The 15,982-nt window shown below is 58.1% G+C and carries 22 protein-coding genes and 1 tRNA gene; 14 read left to right on the top strand and 9 right to left on the bottom strand.

All coding sequences use genetic code 11. The annotated features are described in order from the left end of the window. Positions 1-41 precede the first annotated feature (41 nt). From HGP16_RS23630 to HGP16_RS23620, 3 genes are all read left to right on the top strand, one after another. Entirely contained in the window at positions 42-773 is a 732-nt protein-coding gene (locus tag HGP16_RS23630; protein WP_168842430.1) for a B3/4 domain-containing protein, read from the top strand. A gap of 97 nt (positions 774-870) precedes the next feature. Further along, on the top strand, positions 871-2,100 hold the full coding sequence (locus tag HGP16_RS23625) for an MFS transporter (RefSeq protein ID WP_168842429.1): 1,230 nt from the start codon (positions 871-873) through the stop codon (positions 2,098-2,100). A 287-nt stretch (positions 2,101-2,387) separates the two neighbouring features. Then, positions 2,388-3,308: a LysR substrate-binding domain-containing protein gene (locus HGP16_RS23620; protein WP_168842428.1), complete on the top strand. Its 921-nt coding sequence runs from the start codon at positions 2,388-2,390 to the stop codon at positions 3,306-3,308. Between the two features lie 128 nt (positions 3,309-3,436). Here the strand turns inward: HGP16_RS23620 and HGP16_RS23615 are convergent, their stop codons facing one another. Continuing rightward, positions 3,437-3,829: a GNAT family N-acetyltransferase gene (locus HGP16_RS23615; RefSeq protein ID WP_168842427.1), complete on the bottom strand. Its 393-nt coding sequence runs from the start codon at positions 3,827-3,829 to the stop codon at positions 3,437-3,439. Positions 3,830-3,971: 142 nt separating this feature from the next. On the opposite strand from HGP16_RS23615, the gene HGP16_RS23610 reads away from it, so the two are divergent. The 4 genes from HGP16_RS23610 to HGP16_RS23595 all read left to right on the top strand — a co-directional run bounded on the left by HGP16_RS23610 (position 3,972) and on the right by HGP16_RS23595 (position 5,900). Further along, positions 3,972-4,325, top strand: a complete 354-nt coding sequence (locus HGP16_RS23610; protein WP_168842426.1) for a DUF1428 domain-containing protein — start codon at positions 3,972-3,974, stop codon at positions 4,323-4,325. An 80-nt stretch (positions 4,326-4,405) separates the two neighbouring features. Next, positions 4,406-4,831, top strand: coding sequence for a secondary thiamine-phosphate synthase enzyme YjbQ (locus HGP16_RS23605; protein WP_168842425.1), 426 nt, complete (start codon positions 4,406-4,408; stop codon positions 4,829-4,831). Between the two features lie 180 nt (positions 4,832-5,011). Then, positions 5,012-5,317, top strand: coding sequence for a hypothetical protein (locus HGP16_RS23600; RefSeq protein WP_168842424.1), 306 nt, complete (start codon positions 5,012-5,014; stop codon positions 5,315-5,317). Positions 5,318-5,561: 244 nt separating this feature from the next. Further along, complete coding sequence (locus HGP16_RS23595) at positions 5,562-5,900, top strand: hypothetical protein (RefSeq protein WP_168842423.1); 339 nt, start codon at positions 5,562-5,564, stop codon at positions 5,898-5,900. Between the two features lie 227 nt (positions 5,901-6,127). On the opposite strand, the gene HGP16_RS23590 is transcribed toward HGP16_RS23595, so the two are convergent. Beyond that, on the bottom strand, positions 6,128-6,871 hold the full coding sequence (locus tag HGP16_RS23590; RefSeq protein WP_168842422.1) for an SIMPL domain-containing protein: 744 nt from the start codon (positions 6,869-6,871) through the stop codon (positions 6,128-6,130). Between the two features lie 159 nt (positions 6,872-7,030). On the opposite strand from HGP16_RS23590, the gene HGP16_RS23585 reads away from it, so the two are divergent. Beyond that, positions 7,031-7,106, top strand: a tRNA-Ile gene (locus HGP16_RS23585). A gap of 11 nt (positions 7,107-7,117) precedes the next feature. Here the strand turns inward: HGP16_RS23585 and HGP16_RS23580 are convergent. Together HGP16_RS23580 and HGP16_RS23575 are read right to left on the bottom strand one after the other, a co-directional pair. Continuing rightward, positions 7,118-7,618, bottom strand: a complete 501-nt coding sequence (locus tag HGP16_RS23580) for a GNAT family N-acetyltransferase (RefSeq protein WP_168842421.1) — start codon at positions 7,616-7,618, stop codon at positions 7,118-7,120. A gap of 186 nt (positions 7,619-7,804) precedes the next feature. Beyond that, positions 7,805-9,592: a hypothetical protein gene (locus HGP16_RS23575; protein ID WP_312867334.1), complete on the bottom strand. Its 1,788-nt coding sequence runs from the start codon at positions 9,590-9,592 to the stop codon at positions 7,805-7,807. A gap of 236 nt (positions 9,593-9,828) precedes the next feature. Here HGP16_RS23575 and HGP16_RS23570 point away from each other — a divergent pair, with 236 nt between their 5' ends. Beyond that, positions 9,829-10,239 (top strand): hypothetical protein, encoded by a 411-nt coding sequence (locus HGP16_RS23570; protein WP_168842419.1) that lies wholly within the window; start codon positions 9,829-9,831, stop codon positions 10,237-10,239. On the opposite strand, the gene HGP16_RS23565 is transcribed toward HGP16_RS23570, so the two are convergent. From HGP16_RS23565 to HGP16_RS23555, 3 genes are all read right to left on the bottom strand, one after another. Continuing rightward, positions 10,236-10,631, bottom strand: coding sequence for a DUF4440 domain-containing protein (locus HGP16_RS23565; protein ID WP_168842418.1), 396 nt, complete (start codon positions 10,629-10,631; stop codon positions 10,236-10,238). The genes HGP16_RS23570 and HGP16_RS23565 overlap by 4 nt on opposite strands. Continuing rightward, the gene (locus tag HGP16_RS23560; protein WP_246705585.1) at positions 10,588-11,064 is read right to left on the bottom strand and encodes a hypothetical protein; all 477 of its coding nucleotides are present in this window, start codon (positions 11,062-11,064) and stop codon (positions 10,588-10,590) included. The genes HGP16_RS23565 and HGP16_RS23560 overlap by 44 nt, the downstream gene beginning before the upstream one ends. 332 nt (positions 11,065-11,396) lie before the next feature. Then, positions 11,397-12,185 carry an XRE family transcriptional regulator gene (locus tag HGP16_RS23555; RefSeq protein WP_168842417.1) on the bottom strand — a complete coding sequence of 263 codons (789 nt, stop codon included), beginning with the start codon at positions 12,183-12,185 and terminating at the stop codon, positions 11,397-11,399. Positions 12,186-12,568: 383 nt separating this feature from the next. Between HGP16_RS23555 and HGP16_RS23550 the strand changes: the two genes are divergently transcribed. The 4 genes from HGP16_RS23550 to HGP16_RS23535 all read left to right on the top strand — a co-directional run bounded on the left by HGP16_RS23550 (position 12,569) and on the right by HGP16_RS23535 (position 14,253). Beyond that, entirely contained in the window at positions 12,569-12,787 is a 219-nt protein-coding gene (locus HGP16_RS23550) for a hypothetical protein (RefSeq protein ID WP_168842416.1), read from the top strand. Between the two features lie 68 nt (positions 12,788-12,855). Further along, positions 12,856-13,140: a hypothetical protein gene (locus HGP16_RS23545; RefSeq protein WP_168842415.1), complete on the top strand. Its 285-nt coding sequence runs from the start codon at positions 12,856-12,858 to the stop codon at positions 13,138-13,140. A gap of 56 nt (positions 13,141-13,196) precedes the next feature. Further along, positions 13,197-13,613 carry a hypothetical protein gene (locus tag HGP16_RS23540; protein ID WP_168842414.1) on the top strand — a complete coding sequence of 139 codons (417 nt, stop codon included), beginning with the start codon at positions 13,197-13,199 and terminating at the stop codon, positions 13,611-13,613. Continuing rightward, positions 13,588-14,253 carry a DUF6362 family protein gene (locus HGP16_RS23535; protein WP_168842518.1) on the top strand — a complete coding sequence of 222 codons (666 nt, stop codon included), beginning with the start codon at positions 13,588-13,590 and terminating at the stop codon, positions 14,251-14,253. Before HGP16_RS23540 ends, HGP16_RS23535 begins: the two co-directional genes overlap by 26 nt. Positions 14,254-14,327: 74 nt before the next feature. Here HGP16_RS23535 and HGP16_RS23530 read toward each other — a convergent pair whose 3' ends face one another. Then, positions 14,328-15,053, bottom strand: a complete 726-nt coding sequence (locus HGP16_RS23530; protein ID WP_168842413.1) for a 50S ribosomal protein L11 methyltransferase — start codon at positions 15,051-15,053, stop codon at positions 14,328-14,330. A gap of 304 nt (positions 15,054-15,357) precedes the next feature. Here HGP16_RS23530 and HGP16_RS34745 point away from each other — a divergent pair, with 304 nt between their 5' ends. Beyond that, positions 15,358-15,591: a hypothetical protein gene (locus tag HGP16_RS34745; protein WP_409526859.1), complete on the top strand. Its 234-nt coding sequence runs from the start codon at positions 15,358-15,360 to the stop codon at positions 15,589-15,591. 72 nt (positions 15,592-15,663) lie between these two features. On the opposite strand, the gene HGP16_RS23520 is transcribed toward HGP16_RS34745, so the two are convergent. Beyond that, the gene (locus HGP16_RS23520; RefSeq protein ID WP_168842412.1) at positions 15,664-15,870 is read right to left on the bottom strand and encodes a hypothetical protein; all 207 of its coding nucleotides are present in this window, start codon (positions 15,868-15,870) and stop codon (positions 15,664-15,666) included. Between the last annotated feature and the right edge of the window lie 112 nt (positions 15,871-15,982).

Genomic DNA, 15,982 nt, shown 5'->3' with positions numbered 1-15,982 from the left:
TTTCTGCGGTGCCAAGCAAAACCATGCAGAAGGAGATGCCCATGTTTTTCCGCCATTCGAACGAGATGTGGAGCGAGTTTCCCGAGCTGGTTCCCGGCGTGCTGTTCGCTGAAGGGATCAGTTCCAATGTCGACGTCTCGGATCGTATCGCGCGATATCATACGATTGCCGCCGACCGGCTGGCGCAGGGCGGCGAAAGCGAGATGCCTGAAATACAGGCCTGGCGGCGGACGTTTTCGAAGATGGGATTGAAGCCGACGCAATATCGCTGCGCGTCCGAAGCGCTGCTTCGCCGGTTTCGCCAGGAGGGATCGTTGCCGCGGCTGCATCCGCTCGTCGATCTCTGCAATGCCATCTCGATTGCGTTCGCCATTCCCGTCGCCGTTTTCGATCTCGCGAAAATATCCGGTGATCTCGAAGTGCGGCATGCCGACGGCAGCGAAAGTTACCTGACTTTTTCCGGCGAGACGGAGCATCCGGAACCGCGGGAGGTGATCTTTGCCGATAAGGCCGGACAGGCGCATGCCCGGCGATGGACCAATCGGCAGAGCGGCCTATCCGCGGTACGCGACGACACGCGCTCCGCGCTGATCGTCGCGGAGGCGATGCACGAGGAGGCGCGAAGCGACGTTCCGAGGCTGGTCGGTGCAATTGCGGCGGAGCTGGGCGTCGACTGGTCGATCACGGCCACGCAGGGGCTTCTCAGCTCGTCTTCACCGCGATTTGATCTGTCATCTGCAATGAATTCACAACGACAGCAAAAACGCGGTTGACAAGCCGCTGGTTCAGGCAGAGCAGGGGCTTCGATAGAATTTCGAACGATTGAAAAGCGAGTCTCCGCGCATCTGTGCAGGCGGACGAAGAAAGCCCATGGATACCCTGCAGACTCAAGACCGGCCGAGCGTGCTCGGGCACTCTGGCTACCGTTCCTTTGCGGCATCGCGCGTTTTTTCCTCGATAGGCTTCCAGTCCGTGACCGTCGCCATGGGCTGGATGATCTATGACCAGACCCACAGCGCCTTTTTCCTTGGGCTCGTCGGCCTCTGCCAATTCCTGCCCATGGTCATCCTGACCTTCGTCGTCGGCCATGTCGCCGACCGGTTCGATCGGCGACGCATCGGTCTTGCCTGCCAGTTGATCGAAGCGCTGACTGCACTGGTACTGGCCGTGGCCGTCTGGCAGCGCTGGATAGGTCCCGTCGGGATCCTCGCCGCCGTCGCCGTCATGGGCGCGGCAACGGCCTTCGAGCGTCCCACAATGGCGGCGTTGCTGCCCAACATCGTGCTGTCCTCGCTGTTGCAGGTGGCCATCGCCACCTCCACATCGATGATGCAGACTGCCTTCATCATCGGTCCGTCGCTCGGCGGCCTGCTCTATGGCGTCAGCCCCGTCGCTCCTTTCGCCGCTTCGGCCGCGCTATATGTCGTTGCCAGCATCAATGTCATCTCGATCCGCCTCGAGAAGAAACAGGCCCCATCTCGCGAACCGATGACGCTGAGCTCTGTTTTTGCCGGTGTCTCCTTCATCAAAAGCCGGCCGGTCATGCTGGGCACGATCTCGCTCGATCTCTTTGCCGTCCTGCTCGGTGGCGCAACGGCGCTGTTGCCGATGTTTGCGCGCGATATCCTGCATGCCGGGCCATGGGGACTTGGCCTCTTGCGCGCCGCGCCGGCGATCGGGGCGCTGGTGATGTCGATCTGGTTGGCGCGGCGGCCGCTGCAGACGGATGTCGGCAAGAAGATGCTGTTCGCGGTGCTGATTTTCGGCGTTGCCACCGTCGTCTTCGCGCTATCGAGTAATATCCTGCTATCCGTCGCCGCGCTCTTCGTCGTCGGTGCATCCGATACCGTCAGCGTTGTCGTGCGCAGTTCGCTCGTGCAGCTCCTCACGCCGGACGCCATGCGCGGCCGCGTCAATGCCGTGAATTCGCTTTTCATCGGCACGTCCAACCAGCTTGGCGAGTTCGAGTCCGGCATGCTTGCAAGCGTGCTTGGGCCGGTCTTGACCGGCATTGTCGGTGGCCTCGGCACCATATTCGTGGTGCTGCTCTGGATGCGGCTTTTTCCGGATCTGACGAAGGTGAAGACGCTCAGAGGCTAACGGTTCTTATCGGCTCGACGCGCTTCCGCGAGGCTCTCCAGCCCCACATCTCGCAGCAAATGCCTGTTCGCCGGGGGCAGGGCATCCCGCTTGCCGTTGCCCTTCGCATGCGACCGTTTTTTAACGCTGCTTTGTCGGAGCAAAAGTCGCGTGATCCATGGCCTGTAGCGATAATCATGAAAGATATTCATCTGATCTCGATCTCCAAACTTTCGAGAATGGATAGATGCGCCTGAAATAATGCCGTGTATAATGAAGTCTTGCGCTCGAAAGCATGCGGGATTTTCATGGGAAAGAGGCCGCTTCCACCGCTATCCGTGCTGCAGACATTCTGCGCGATCGCCGAAACCGGAGGTTTTGGTCGCGCCGCGGAGCGGATCGGGCAGACGCAGACGGCGATCAGCCATCAGCTTGCGCAGCTCGAAGGCTGGATCGGCGGGCGGCTATTCGACAGAGGCCGAAACGGCGCGAGGCTGACGTCCTTGGGCGCTCGCCTGCATCCCGCGATTGCCGGCACGATTTTCGAACTGGAAGCGGCGCTCTATCAGGCACGTGCGAGTGTCTCGGTTCGCAGCGTCGCCGTCTCCGTCTCGCCGGAGTTTTCGAGCCAGTGGCTGGCGGCGCGATTGCCGGATTTCTGCCAGCGTCACCCGAAAATCGAAGTGAAAATGGCCGTCGGTTATCAGCGCCCGGATTTCCAGCCCGGCGGTGCCGATCTGGCAATCTGGCTTGGCCGTGCCGAGGCCGGCCTCACGCAGGAGGAACTGCTGACGGATGAGGAATTTGTCGTCAGTTCGCCGGAGCTGTCCGAACGATTGCCGCCGCGTGAGGGCATAAGGGCCGCACCGCTGCTGCGTTACGCCGGCATGCGGCATACGATACTGGATTGGCAACGCTGGTACGAGCAGATCACCGGCGGAAACAACGACGAGGCAACTCCGCGTTTCGACATTGCGCGGGCCGTGGAGGAGGCGCCGTTGTTCGATTCCTTCGCCGATATGCTTGAAGCCTGCCGGCAAGGCCACGGCTTCGCCCTCGTTCGCAGCTCCCTGGTCGCTCGCGATCTTGCCGAGAAGACGCTGGTTCGGTGTTTTGTCGAGGTGCAGCCGGCCGCTGCCAGCTACAATCTCGTCTATCCGCCAAACGCCTTGCAAAATCCAGCCGCGGCCCTGTTCCGTAACTGGCTGCTTTCGCAGGTCCACTCGTAGGGTTAGAGCGTGATGCCGAAAAGTGTGGGCGGTTTTCGGACGACATCACGCTCTACTTCTTTGATTCTAGGGCGGATTCAGATTTTAGGTCGATTCGACCTAAAATCATCCGGCTCTAGGCACCTATCTCAATCGCGCAGTCGTATCAGGCCGGCTTCGGTGGAGGCGAAGCCAAGCCTCCGGTAGAAGCCGGCAAGATGCGGCTCGAAATCGGCATGCAGCCATTCAGCACCGCCCTCGCGAGCCAGGATTTTTGCCCGCTCGACCAAGGCGGTCGCGATGCCCTGCCGGCGAAATGCCGGGTCGACGCAGGTGTCGAGAATGAAGGCGTGAATGCCGCCATCCCAAGCGACGTTGACGAAGCCGATCAGCCTCGTATCGGCGAACGTGCCGACATGGGCGAGGTTTCTGGAAAGGATCGGTTGGAAATCCCGCGCGGAGGATGCGCCCCATGCAGAAGCCCACAGGGCATTGAGCGCCTCATTTCCGAGATTCGGATTGTTCCTGTATTCTATCTCCATTGGCGTTCCTTCGGATGGGCGCTGTGGCAAATTCTTGTCCGCTCCATCTGGTCAGGCCGAAGCAGAAAAGTGCTGGACCCATGTCGGATCCGGTCATCGCCGATCGTCCTTCAAAGGTGAGCATAGAACAAAGGAGGCAGAAATGTCCTATGTCGACGGTTTCATTGTTGCCGTACCGAAAGATAAGATCGAGCCGTACAAGACATTGGCGCGCAAAGCCGGCGAGGTCTGGCGCGAATATGGTGCGCTCAGCTATGTCGAGGCCATAGGCGACGACGTGCCCTATGGCGAACTCACCTCCTTCCCGCGTGCGGTGCAGGCGACGGAAGACGAGGTCGTGGTGTTTTCGTGGATCACCTATGAATCGCGGGAGAGCCGCGATGCGATCCTGGCCAAGGTCATGGCCGATCCGCGTTTGAAGGATGACATGGAAAACATGCCCTTCGATGGCAAGCGCATGATCTATGGCGGCTTCAAAATCGCCATTGCACTATAGTCGGTAAGCAGTGGCCGGGCTTGACATTCCGGCCACTGCGCCCGACCTGATGCGGATCTATCGCCACGTGGGGGAATGCCATGCCGCAAACCGCTGTTACGCTCTCCACCCACGGGCAGGGGCTCTACGAATTCACCGATCAGGCGAGGGAGTTCGTCCGGACGGCGGCGGCCGGCGGCGAGGGGCTTTTGACCGTCTTCGTGCGTCATACTTCCTGTTCCCTGCTCATTCAGGAGAATGCCGATCCCGATGTGAAGACGGATCTGAAGGCTTTCTTCAGCCGGCTCGTGCCGCCATCCTCCGATCCTTCGATGCGCTGGATCGTGCATACGATGGAGGGGCCGGACGATATGCCGGCGCATATCAAGGCGGCGCTGACGCAGGTTTCGATCGGCATTCCGGTGATGGGCGGCCGGCTGGCGCTCGGCACCTGGCAAGGGATCTATCTTTTCGAGCATCGCGACCGGCCGCACCGGCGCGAAATCGTGCTGCATTTTTCCACCTGAGCCCTTTATGCCTTTGCGTCAATCGGTTGTTAATCGTCATGAATACAATCTGAACGGCCAATTCGCGTTCGGTTCAGCTTGACGGACCTAACGTGCCCTCAATCCCAAAGGCATCGGCCATCAACGGGGCAGATAACGGGATTGCAACGATCCGTAGCAAGGACTTGAAGGAGAAACACCATGACCAATCTTTTCGCCAAGGCAGGTATTGCAGCTCTCATCGCGCTCGGCACCATTTCCGCAACGGCCGTCTCTGCATCGGCCAACGATTTCCACCCGGGTATCCAGCAGGCACGCTATGACCACTATCGCGGCCGCAGCTGCTCGCCGGGCCTTGCCGTTCAGAAGGCGCGCGACATGGGCCTGCGCCGCGCCCGCATCGACAACATCACGCCACGCCGCGTCGTGGTCGAAGGGTTCGGTCGCCGCGGTCCGGATCGCGTTGTCTTCGCAAACGTTCGCGGTTGCCCGCTGATCCGCCGCTGATTGCAGCGCACCAAGGTTTTCCACATCTATTCGATGGATTCGAAGCCGCCTCCGAAAGGGAGGCGGCTTTATTTTTTACGCTATGCTATTATCGGCCATCTGGTGTCACTTTAGCGTTCATTGTAGCTGAATATTGGATGAATGGCTGATTCTGAGCTCGTTCAGTATCGCGCCGTTACGTCTTGCCCGTTCGCTCGGTAAATCCTGCGGAGATGAGGGGCGCTTTTGCTTCACGGAGAAGATAATGAAACAAATGCTGGCAAAGTTGGGGGTCGCCGTTGCCGTTGCAGTAACTGCGCTGTCAGGCACGGCGGATTTTGCTTCCGCACAGGGCGTGGATATCTATGTCGGTCCGGGCCGGCATCGTCCGCCACCGCCGGACTATGATCGGCCGCCTCCGCGCTTTGACCGTCGCGGTTGCGACCCGCGTCAGGCTATCGACGTTGCCCGCAGCTATGGCTTGCGTCGTGCCCGGGTCGTGGATGTGACGCCGCGACGTGTTATCGTCGATGGCTTCGGTCGCCGCGGCGCGGACACGATGATGTTTGCCAATGTTCGCGGCTGCCCGATGCTCGGCCGCTGATAAACATTGCGGGCGCACAAGGCGCCCGCTCTTCATGTTGACCTTTTCGCTTTTTTTGGCGGGGGCCGCGAAACCGTCCTTTGCTCGATCCGAATGGATTTGAGCGAAGGGCGGTTTTGTTTTGGTCAAGAGCGGTTCAGCTTTTCACGGAAACTCTGAACCGCTCCATCTCTTTGTTGTCTCGCAATTCCGGACGGAAACCGCTCAGCACTTCTCCTGGAACTGCTCTATTGCTGGATCGCGTAAGTGATGCTGACCGACGCGTTGTACTCATTCTCGCCGGTTGCGACGGGCACGGCCTTGTCCATCGGCGCGGCTGCGGCCATGCTGCGCATGTAGGGCTGCGGCGGAGCAGCGATCCCACCCTCATTGATAGCGATGACGCGGCCGAGCTTGACGCCGGCGGCATCCGTCAGGGTCTTCGCCTTGGCGGCGGCATCGGCAACCGCCTTCTTGCGGGCATCTTCAAGGACCGCATCCGGCTTGTCGTTGGTGAATTGAATATCGCCGCCCTGGTTGATGCCGAGCTTGACTGCCTGGTCGAGCAGTCCGCCGAGCTTGGAGAGATCACGCACGCGAACGGTCAGGCCGTTCGTCACCTGATAACCGGTCAGGACCGGCGGCTGGCCGCGGCCATCCTTGTCGTTGGGATAGGTATATTGCGGCTGGATCGAAAAGCCCGAGGTCTGCAGATCGCGCTCGGCAATGCCGCTCTCCTTCAGCGTCGCCAGTACGGCGCCCATGGCCTTATTGTTCTGGTCGAGCGCATCCTGGGCTGCTTTCGCCTGCTGGACGACCGACAACGTCACAACGGCCATGTCCGGCGCAATCGTCGCATGCCCTTCACCGGTGACGGTGATGACGGCTTCCGGCGACTTGGCGTCTTCCGCAAAGGCGGTTGCCGCAGGCACGAAGAAAGTGGCGCTGACAAGAGCGGCAAGAGCAAAATCTCTGGTTTTCTTCCGAAGCATGTTCGTTCCTTGGTTGATAATTCCTCAGGATTCGCTTTTGCGGATTGATTGTGAAGGTATTACGGCAGTCCCTTGTCGGAAAAGAGAAATTGGGTTAGAGCCAAGTCGGCTGCGGAGAACCATTGCTCCGGAGTCGCAAGCGCGAAGCTTTTTCGCGCCGGGCCTGTAGCTCAATGGTTAGAGCCGGCGGCTCATAACCGCTTGGTTGGGGGTTCGAGTCCCTCCGGGCCCACCATTTTCTCCTGATCAAGTAGCATCGTATCCAGCGTGATATGCAACTGCGCCGGTTGGCACAGCTCCCTCGAACACGATGTACTGAAAATATTCGGTGGGCACGTCGGCATAGCGCAAGGTGGGGTTGCTCGTGAAGCCGAAGCGGGCGTAGTAGCGGGGATCGCCGAGAACAACACAGCCGTTGGCGCCGTATTCTCTCAGGCGGGCCAGTCCTGCCTCTATCAGCGCTTTTCCAATGCCGTGGCCTTGCTGATCGGGCCGGACTGAAATCGGGCCGAGGCCGTACCATTTCTCGGCTCCGGATTCGACGGCGACGGGCGAGAAGGCGACATGGCCGACGATCTGGTCATTCTCCACGGCGACAAGTGAAACGGTCAGCGCTCCCGCGTTTCGCAATGCATCCACGATTGCGGCCTCCGTGCCGGAACTATGCTCCGCGTTCTCGAAGGCGGCGATGGTGACTTTGCGGATGGTGTCGATATCCTCCGGTTTTTCTGCGCGTAATGTGGTCAACGATAGGGTCTTCCATGTTGATGGATTTGGATTGCGTATTCTCTAACACAGTGGGCGTTTCGAATGGAGTACGAAGGGCATGCCATGCGCATCACGGCGCCGAACGGCAATTGCCAGCCAACGCAGAAGCATTATTGCCCTGGCTGATCACCTTTGGCGCAGATCACCGGCAGGCGACGGCGATAATCAGAAACCCGCTTTTTTTAGACCCTCGCGATAGAGATCCTTGTGCCATTGCTCCTTGGTTGGGACAAATGACAGCCATCTGTCGACATCGAAGTCGGGATTGGTTTCGCGGACGCGGCGTACCAGCATGCGCGCTTCGTCCTGATGGCCCAGCATTGCCCAGCTTGCTGCCGCAAGCCGGTCTGCGAGGCTGGGGTCGGCCATCTGGTTGATGTAATCGAGAGCAGTCTGGAACCGGCTGAGAGTATAGCTCGCGCCGGCGGCAGTCCAAAGATAGAGGTCCGGGTTGATGGGATTGAGCTCCATCGCATGATGGATTTTTTCAAGTGCCGGGCCGGGCTGGGAAAAATGGACCAGCGTGTCGGCATGATCGGCAATGACATCAGCGTGATGCGGGCTCAGCGTTTCCGCCGTTTCCAGCGCTTCCACGCTCTCGTCGATGGAGCCCTGGAAGAGCTTGGCCACACCAAGCTCGCGATAGCCATCGGACAGGTCATTGCGAATTGAGATGGCGCGCGTCGCGAAGTCCTCCGCCGATTTCAACAGTTCATTATCGCCGCGGGCGGTCAGCAGCCATTCGTTGGTATAGGTGCGGGCGATGGCGCTGAGCGCTGGCACAAAATCGGCGCTCTGATGAAGGGCGGCCTTCAGCTCCCTACGGGCGCGACGCATATCCGGCAGGGTCAGGCGATGGAGATATTGCTGCCCGACAAGATATTGGTGGTAGGCCGCCGGATCCTGCTCGAAATAGGCACGGGTCATTTCATGGCGCTCTACTTCCGCGGCGGCGGCGAGAACGATCTGCCGGGAGATCGTGCCCTTATTGCGAACCAGATCCAGTTTGCCGAAGTTGAAACGCTCCGCCCAGATGACCTCATTGTTCGGCAAAGAGATGAGCTGTGCGAATAGTGAGAGATCGCCATTCGGTCCGCTCAATCGGGTTTCCAGGACGTAATTGATGTCGTAGCGCTCGAAAAGCGCAAGTTGATTGTCGCTTTGGCGGCTAATCTGGACGGCGGAATAGGGTGCGATCACGCGCAGGCTGTGCAAGGCGCAAAAGCCGAGCGTGATATCCTCGATCAGCGAGGAGGCGACCATGGTTGCGGCTATATCGGGACCGTCGTTGCCGGGCGGCAGCAAGGCAAGACGCGGTATGCGCAGGATGGGCCGTGTTGCGGCATCCTGTTCCGGCGCGCTACTGATTGCGGAATGTGAAGCGATGTCAGACGTCGGCGAACGTGGCGATGCCGGAGACGTTGCAGGCCATGATGAGATGAGATCCGTGCGGCGTGCGAATATGCGCCTGAGCTGTTCCAGGCCGCCTTCGACGTCAAACGCCTTCAATAATATGCGATGGGTATTTTCGTCCTGAGGTTCGGCTTCGAAGAGAAGGAGGGCCACCTCCTTGACGAGAGCAACATCGGTGGTCGCCGCCGGAAGCTTTACGGCGGTCTCAAGTGCTTCTTTCAACATCGCGCGATGGCGTTTCCTTTCACTCTCCCGCCAGTCGATGAAGACCCTGCTTTGACAATTCGCCCTCTCGAGAAATTTGGATTGCAGCCCCTTGGCCAGGAGGGCAAGGCTGTCCAGCGGGCTCCTTGGTGCGTCCGCGTGCGCGGGGACAATGTCGCTGGCTAACGCGCCTTGGACAAGGCAAATATCCGTATCGTCAAAGGTTAGAAATTCGGCATTGAGGTCCGACTGCCGGCTCCTGACGCGGGAAACGAGTTTGCGCAGGTTCGTCAATGAGTTTGCCTGGTCGCCTTCACCCCAAAGAAATCGTGCCATGCTCGTCCTGCTTACGGATCTGCTATTCATTGCAAGCAGATAGGCAAGTATCAGCAGTGCTTTCTTCGGGAATGCTATTTGGCGTTCCTGCCCATCCAGAAGAGTGACTTCTCCAAATGTTCTGAGTGAAAATCCCATCGCACCTTCTACTCTGCCTTGAAAATGTAAGTACGGGCATCTTTCGGAATTTCCGGGGGCTAAGGGCCAGATAAACGCCGAAATGATAGTGGAATCGATTGGGTATTCCTGCTGCAAGGCATGAATATTTGCAACTAAACTATTTTCTGTTCTCTGTTTTGAAAGCTGTTGTTGCAGGAAAGCTCGGTTTTGATGACAGACCGCTGGATGGTGAAAATTTCCGCTCTGATATGAGTTTCATTTTCATGGCTGCGGGGCAGGCGGACATGCGTGAACTGCCTGTCAGCGTAGCATCCGACGAACGGAAAACTACTGTCAGCGTACGTCACACCGGTACCGGTTTGCGGGCCGCATCCGGGCGGACTCGGTTGCCGATCTCATTCGGATGGCTGACGGGCTTGAGATCGACAAAGCCGCAGACGATGGCAAGACGCATAGCGCCGCGCCACGGCTACGTTAGCGCGGGCTTTAGTCAGCTCTTGAGCGGAGCTCCGAAGAGGGGGCTTTAGCAATCAGGCATTGTCGGCGTGCCTTGATGAAATATCATCTGCCATCGACCATCGATGCGCCGCCAAATCGAACTTCGCAGGACATGCCGTACCGGCCTGTCTCCTTCCGCAGATCGAACGCTTCGATATGTAACGAGGACGGCGTCAGGGGAAATTGACCGAAAGGTATAATCGCGTGCCGTGACCGGCGGCGAGGGCGGTTCCGCCTTTTCCGCCGCCAGGCTCATAATGAGTTCGTCTCTGTCATCGTAGATCGTCCCGGAACTGCCGAATTCGACGAAGCCTTTCGCGAGAAGGTTTGCCACCGTATCCGCTGATTTCCGAATTTCGGGACGATGCAATTCTTCCTCAAGCCGACGGATCTCTTCGAACTCGCTTTGTGAAACTTCCATTTACCACCCCAGAACGGTCTGATTGTGACCGTCGCACGCTTCCGATCATCAACGGCTCGAGAGTTCGCTCTCGCTCAATCTTGCGGGGCTCATCATGATCGATTTGCCGGCATTGCTCCAGTTCATTGGCAAAAAGCTCTGCTGCGTGACGGCCGACATATGTCTTGTCATCTTCAATGACCGTGGCTATCCGTCGAAATAGCTCCATTTCGAAGCTGCTGGCAGCGTTCGAAAGGCTCGGCCTCGCCAATCTCGCGCCACCATCGAGGCGGATAGCCGAGACGTAAAATTCGTCTTCGTAATCATCTCCGGCTGACGTCAATTCAGCGCGCCCGTAGAGCAACAGCCCGGTTTCCCAGCGATCGCAGAGGCGAATGTTGAGTTCGTCGAATGAGTATTCGCAGGAGAAGGCGGGGCTGGCCTGCATGATCATGCCTCCATCCGTGCGATCGATGCAGAGAAGAGGTTTGCCCCTTGAAGGCCAGCGGCTTTCGAAGTCTCGGCTGATCCCCACGAGATATTAATCGGTGCTCTAAGCATTGCGATAATCTCCTTCCGACATCTCTTCGGATCGAACATTGATGCCGTGGACTGTCCGGCTTCGCTGACTTCGCGCAAACTTTTTGTCTTTCATGGTCGCTTATTCCTTTCAGGGCCAACGGCTCCTGAAGGGGATATTGCTCGCAAACATAATGCGTGTCAACATTATTTATGTTGTTCAGGCTGAGGTCGACACCAAAGATGTTTTTTGCCCATATGGATTCTCTACTTGCGGGCAATGTGTCCGCAAATACGGCCGATGACTGTCAGTCGCTCGAGTTCGACGGTGAACGTTTCCAGCGCGGGATTGTCCGAAATGATCTTCACTTGGCCGGGCTGCGTGAAGGGCACGCGCTGAAGGCGCTTGATCTGCGGTTCGGAATAGCCATCGCTGATAGCATAGACGGTGTCCGTCGTCATTTGGTTCTGGGAGAGGTCGACGATCACGCGATCGCCCGGCATGTAGGTCGGCTGCATGGAATCGCCGACGACTTCCATGATGATGGTATGATTCGGCGAAGCCTTTGCCTCATTCCGCAAATAGCCTGTGGGAATAAGCCATTCCGCGACGATTTTATGCCCGGCGACGTTACCGGAGCCGACGGGAAGGTTGATGACTTCGCCGATAATGCCGCTTCCGGCTCCCAATTTGACATCGACCTCGGGCATCGCGCCCGCGATCTGCGGCGTCCAATGCTCGCGGCTATAGCTGTGCTCTTCGCCATCTTCGGCAAATCCGTCTTGATCCTGCACGTCGGGATCGAAGGAGGTGACGATGGTCGGCAGCGCGCGCGCAACCGTCCGCGGTCCTTCTCCTGTCAGGAGGTAGCCGGCCGAGGTGCCAAATTTCTTGGCGTAGCGATTGGCGATTTCGGCGCTGAAATCGTTCTGTCCGTTCTCGTGCGCGCGATAGGTGGACAGGCTCACGCCGAGCGCTTCCGCTGCCTTCGTGGCTGATGGATAGTTTGCGGCTTCGCGGGCCGCCTTCAGTCGTTCGCCCATGGATTTTTGCATTTTTCGACCCTTGCAAAATTTACAACATAAATCATGTTGACATAACCTTTATTATCAACATAATTGGTGTTTATCAAGGGGGCTGCGGCGTAAACTGCTGCAAGCCCGTACGCGCGGACTGATGTGCGGATTTTAGGTCGGATGTATTGAAAGGTGACGGGTATGACCAAAGGCAGAAGGGGCAGAAGGGGCAGAAGGGGCAGAAGGGCATCGTCTCGCTCGGGATATTTCGACCGCTTCTGGGGCTGCCCCGGCTGTCGGCGCATCTTGTTGATTGCGGAAATTATCGAACTGCATTGTGAGGACCGCGATCTTGCCATCGAGCCAGTGGAAATAACCGTTGGCGAGCCAGCCGATGAAACGCCCGATCTGGAGAGATTGTCATGAGCGAGTTGCTGCAGGGCTTTCTGGCTTGCGTGGGCGCAGCACTTTTCTTCGGCACCATGCTGATCGCGGTAAAATCGATCGTTTGCAGATCACCATGCTCATATGGCGAGGATGAAGATTGTGGCGCGCCGGAAGGGGATCAGATCCACTTTCGGGTCGCTAAAGAGGAAAATACTCGCGCCGAGAAACCGGCACGTCTCGCCGAAATGGGCTGACGCTCCCCATCAAAACCCAACAGAACACTCAACAGACAGATCCGGCCCGTCGGCTGGAGGAGGTTGCTATGAACCAATTTCAAATCGGAACCGAAGCCGTTGCCGGCGGTCATCACGGCTGGATCCGGAAGGTGCACCGGGCGACAAATGAGATAGTCCGGGATAGTCGCGGCGAACCCATCGTCTTTGCGACGCAGGATGCAGCGAAGGCCGCCGCTGGCGAGGCGATGGTTGCCTATCTCAATACGCCGATGCTGCGTGATGGGGCGAGGGTCGAGGCAATTTCCAAGGCGGAAGCCTTCTTCAAACCGAAGCATGCCACCGCCACAGGAACCGCCGAAGGCGTTGCCTGATCCTTTTGTTGGAATGGCAAAGCATCAAATTCACTGACGAAAAGAGTTGAGCTGTCATGACCAAAGGCAGGCTGGATTTTATTCTCGATGGGCTCGGCATCAAGCTGGTTCCGGTCCATCGGCGACGCGCCCCGGCAGAAAGCCATGCGCGTGGGACGATGCAGGAAATCCGGGGCCGCTACGGCGATGGCCATCTGGTCTTCGTTTTGCGGTGCATCCGGCAGACCGGAGGCAATCGGGACGAACTCTGGTCGGACACGATCGGTGCGGTATCCGATGTTCTCGCGCAGCGCCAGGATTGGGCGCTGCAACGTCCAGGCGCTTTATTAGGCGCCTTCGATGATATCGCGCTCGCTACATTACGCACAGACGCGGTGGCGCGGCGGCCTTGGCCCGTTCGCGCGACGTTGCGCACGCTGATCTATCAGGAATTGGAGAAACGACTTGATGCACCAGTCCGCCTTGCGGTTTGATACCCTATCTCTTCGCGCGGCAGAGATCGCCGATTTGAGCCTGATTGTCCGTGCCCGCTTCGTCGAGGCTGCCGACACGATGGTCCATCTCGATGTGCGCGGCGTCCGGCCGGACAGAATGCGGACGCTTTGGCCGGAGGTTTTACCCGAGGCAATGGTGCATGGGGATATGCGCACTCATTATCGGCCAAGTGCGGCGGCGATCAGCCGGGCGGAGGAGGTTTTGCAGGAATGGTTGCGGGTTCACGTCAAGGAGGGAGAACGGCGCATCCTGCTCTCGCGATGGTCCGTTTGCCTTGCCGCGCCTTACGTTGCCGGCTCCTTCCGGGATTTCTGTGCGCGGACGGGACGCGTGCGCCGTACGGCTGAGCGGCGCATTCAGAGCGAATTCCAGAATCTTGCCAGCGTGCTTCTCGCCGGCTTACCGATATTGCAGGAACCGGATTGGTCGCGCATAGCGCCGATAATGCCGAATGCGTCTGGTCGGTTCGATCGGGTAAAACCGCAAGCGCCCAAGCATGAAAACCATTGGCTGCCGGATGATGCGCGGCCCGTCTTCGATCCGGCAAGCCCGGAACTTGCCGAACTGGCCAAGCGATTGGAGCGCGGAAATCGCAGGCGTGCCAAGATGAACGCATGAATCGTAGCGACGATTGCGGTCCGAACCCGGGTTGTCGCTGCAAACTGCTGAATATCTCCTCCTGGTGACTTGCCTCATTCAAATGTAAAGACGCCGGCTGGGTGCGTCCTTGTGGTATCCTCGCCGAAATCCGCGACTGCATATTCCGCCAGAAGCCGAAGTCGCGATGTCGGCAAATGCGCGCGCCATGGGTCACCAATCAAGATCATAATTCCCTGCGCCAGACAGCGATCCAGAAATGCTGTGATTTTCTCAGCAAGTGCTGCTTCATAGAAAAGATCTCCGACGCATATCACGTCGACGTCAGGCGATTCTCCTTTCGTCAAATCGCAGAGCATCGCATTGACCGTTACTCCATTCAATGTCGTATTGAGCTCGATGGCTGAGATTGCACAGGGATCAATGTCGGCGGCATGGACTTCCGCCGCACCCGCCTTTGCGGCCGCAATCCCAACAACTCCCGAACCGGCGCCCAGATCAAGCACACGACAACCGGCCACACTTGCGGGCTTGTCGAGAAGATGATGCGCCAAGACCAGGCCTCCTCCCCAATAATGTGCCCAATAGGGGGAACCGAACTGCGAATCCCGCTCCGCGAGGCGTCGCAACCCGCTTTGCGGGCCTGCTTTATGCAAACGAATGTCCGGAATGCCGGGAACAGGCTGGACAGGGAGATTGGCGATGATGAATCGCCGAATCCAATCCTGGCTCGTGACATCACCCGCACCGTGTTCGTGTTGCGGCAGGAGTGTAGGGCGGATCTGCTTGAGGTTTCTCTTCGGCTGAATTCGATCGTGCATCTCTGATATTTTTCGAAGCTGCCAGGTATGGATTGGGGTTGTAGCGTTCAAATCGTCGGACTGTAGAACGCAATATTTACCAGTGATTTCAAATTGTTATTTGAATCCCTTGTCAAGGCTCGCATTCCTTGCACGGCGATCGCTCTTCGAGGGTGTCGCCAATCACGCCGAAAATTGGTTCGATCTCTTACCAGGTCCGGCGGAGGTCAACCGACTTCTCGATGCATTGGGCGGCAAAGTTGGCCTCAACGGGGATTTTGGCAATTGGGAGCGTGTCGGCAAATATGATGATCTCGCGAGAATCATGGGCCGCGCCGAACTTTGCCATGCAAAGGGGCGCTATTCAGCGGCTGGCCTTGATGCCGAGGATTATATTCGTTGCGTCAAGCTTTCCACCGCGGCCAGTTATCAGGGTCCTTTTACGCTAATCTATGATTCGACATACCATCGCGACGAATGGGCCGGCATTCTTGAAGAGCGGGACTGTATCGCCGATGTTTTGAGAGAGGGGCTATCGATTAAGGCTTCCTATAACTGAAACGGAACCGCTGCCTCGGTTCGTCAGAATGCCGTGATATTACGAATTTGAGGGCGAATGGGCGGCCGATCATCAATGAAATTCGTAGTCATACAGCGCGCCCAGAAGCTGGTCCTGGGTTTGATAGCCGGCATTGTAGAGATCGATAGCCACGTTGGCCGCGGACAGGCCGTCCTGACTTTGCAGTCTTATGCTCCGCTCTGCGCACCAGGCGAAGAGTGCGCCTGCGAGGACATCAATGTCGTCAGGATAAAGCGGCGCGTTGACCATCATAGACATTCGCTACACCATTCATTGTTGGAGCTATACCGGGCGGGGTAAAGCGAACACTGCTTTGGTTTTGGAAATTTGCAACCGCGTTCATTGCTCGACGTTAACGTCAGACTGATAT

This window comes from Rhizobium sp. P40RR-XXII, assembly GCF_012641405.1.
In the GTDB taxonomy this organism is placed as follows: domain Bacteria; phylum Pseudomonadota; class Alphaproteobacteria; order Rhizobiales; family Rhizobiaceae; genus Rhizobium.
This window is presented reverse-complemented; position numbering and strand designations above follow the sequence as displayed.

Bases quoted from the DNA above. Each gene is read 5' to 3' on its own strand.
- HGP16_RS23630 (WP_168842430.1), top strand. From the start codon at position 42: ATGTTTTTCCGCCATTCGAACGAGATGTGGAGCGAGTTTCCCGAGCTG.
- HGP16_RS23625 (WP_168842429.1), top strand. From the start codon at position 871: ATGGATACCCTGCAGACTCAAGACCGGCCGAGCGTGCTCGGGCACTCT.
- HGP16_RS23620 (WP_168842428.1), top strand. From the start codon at position 2,388: ATGGGAAAGAGGCCGCTTCCACCGCTATCCGTGCTGCAGACATTCTGC.
- HGP16_RS23615 (WP_168842427.1), bottom strand. From the start codon at position 3,829: ATGGAGATAGAATACAGGAACAATCCGAATCTCGGAAATGAGGCGCTC.
- HGP16_RS23610 (WP_168842426.1), top strand. From the start codon at position 3,972: ATGTCCTATGTCGACGGTTTCATTGTTGCCGTACCGAAAGATAAGATC.
- HGP16_RS23605 (WP_168842425.1), top strand. From the start codon at position 4,406: ATGCCGCAAACCGCTGTTACGCTCTCCACCCACGGGCAGGGGCTCTAC.
- HGP16_RS23600 (WP_168842424.1), top strand. From the start codon at position 5,012: ATGACCAATCTTTTCGCCAAGGCAGGTATTGCAGCTCTCATCGCGCTC.
- HGP16_RS23595 (WP_168842423.1), top strand. From the start codon at position 5,562: ATGAAACAAATGCTGGCAAAGTTGGGGGTCGCCGTTGCCGTTGCAGTA.
- HGP16_RS23590 (WP_168842422.1), bottom strand. From the start codon at position 6,871: ATGCTTCGGAAGAAAACCAGAGATTTTGCTCTTGCCGCTCTTGTCAGC.
- HGP16_RS23575 (WP_312867334.1), bottom strand. From the start codon at position 9,592: ATGGCACGATTTCTTTGGGGTGAAGGCGACCAGGCAAACTCATTGACG.
- HGP16_RS23565 (WP_168842418.1), bottom strand. From the start codon at position 10,631: ATGGAAGTTTCACAAAGCGAGTTCGAAGAGATCCGTCGGCTTGAGGAA.
- HGP16_RS23560 (WP_246705585.1), bottom strand. From the start codon at position 11,064: ATGATCATGCAGGCCAGCCCCGCCTTCTCCTGCGAATACTCATTCGAC.
- HGP16_RS23555 (WP_168842417.1), bottom strand. From the start codon at position 12,185: ATGCAAAAATCCATGGGCGAACGACTGAAGGCGGCCCGCGAAGCCGCA.
- HGP16_RS23550 (WP_168842416.1), top strand. From the start codon at position 12,569: ATGAGCGAGTTGCTGCAGGGCTTTCTGGCTTGCGTGGGCGCAGCACTT.
- HGP16_RS23545 (WP_168842415.1), top strand. From the start codon at position 12,856: ATGAACCAATTTCAAATCGGAACCGAAGCCGTTGCCGGCGGTCATCAC.
- HGP16_RS23540 (WP_168842414.1), top strand. From the start codon at position 13,197: ATGACCAAAGGCAGGCTGGATTTTATTCTCGATGGGCTCGGCATCAAG.
- HGP16_RS23535 (WP_168842518.1), top strand. From the start codon at position 13,588: ATGCACCAGTCCGCCTTGCGGTTTGATACCCTATCTCTTCGCGCGGCA.
- HGP16_RS23530 (WP_168842413.1), bottom strand. From the start codon at position 15,053: ATGCACGATCGAATTCAGCCGAAGAGAAACCTCAAGCAGATCCGCCCT.
- HGP16_RS34745 (WP_409526859.1), top strand. From the start codon at position 15,358: ATGGGCCGCGCCGAACTTTGCCATGCAAAGGGGCGCTATTCAGCGGCT.
- HGP16_RS23520 (WP_168842412.1), bottom strand. From the start codon at position 15,870: ATGTCTATGATGGTCAACGCGCCGCTTTATCCTGACGACATTGATGTC.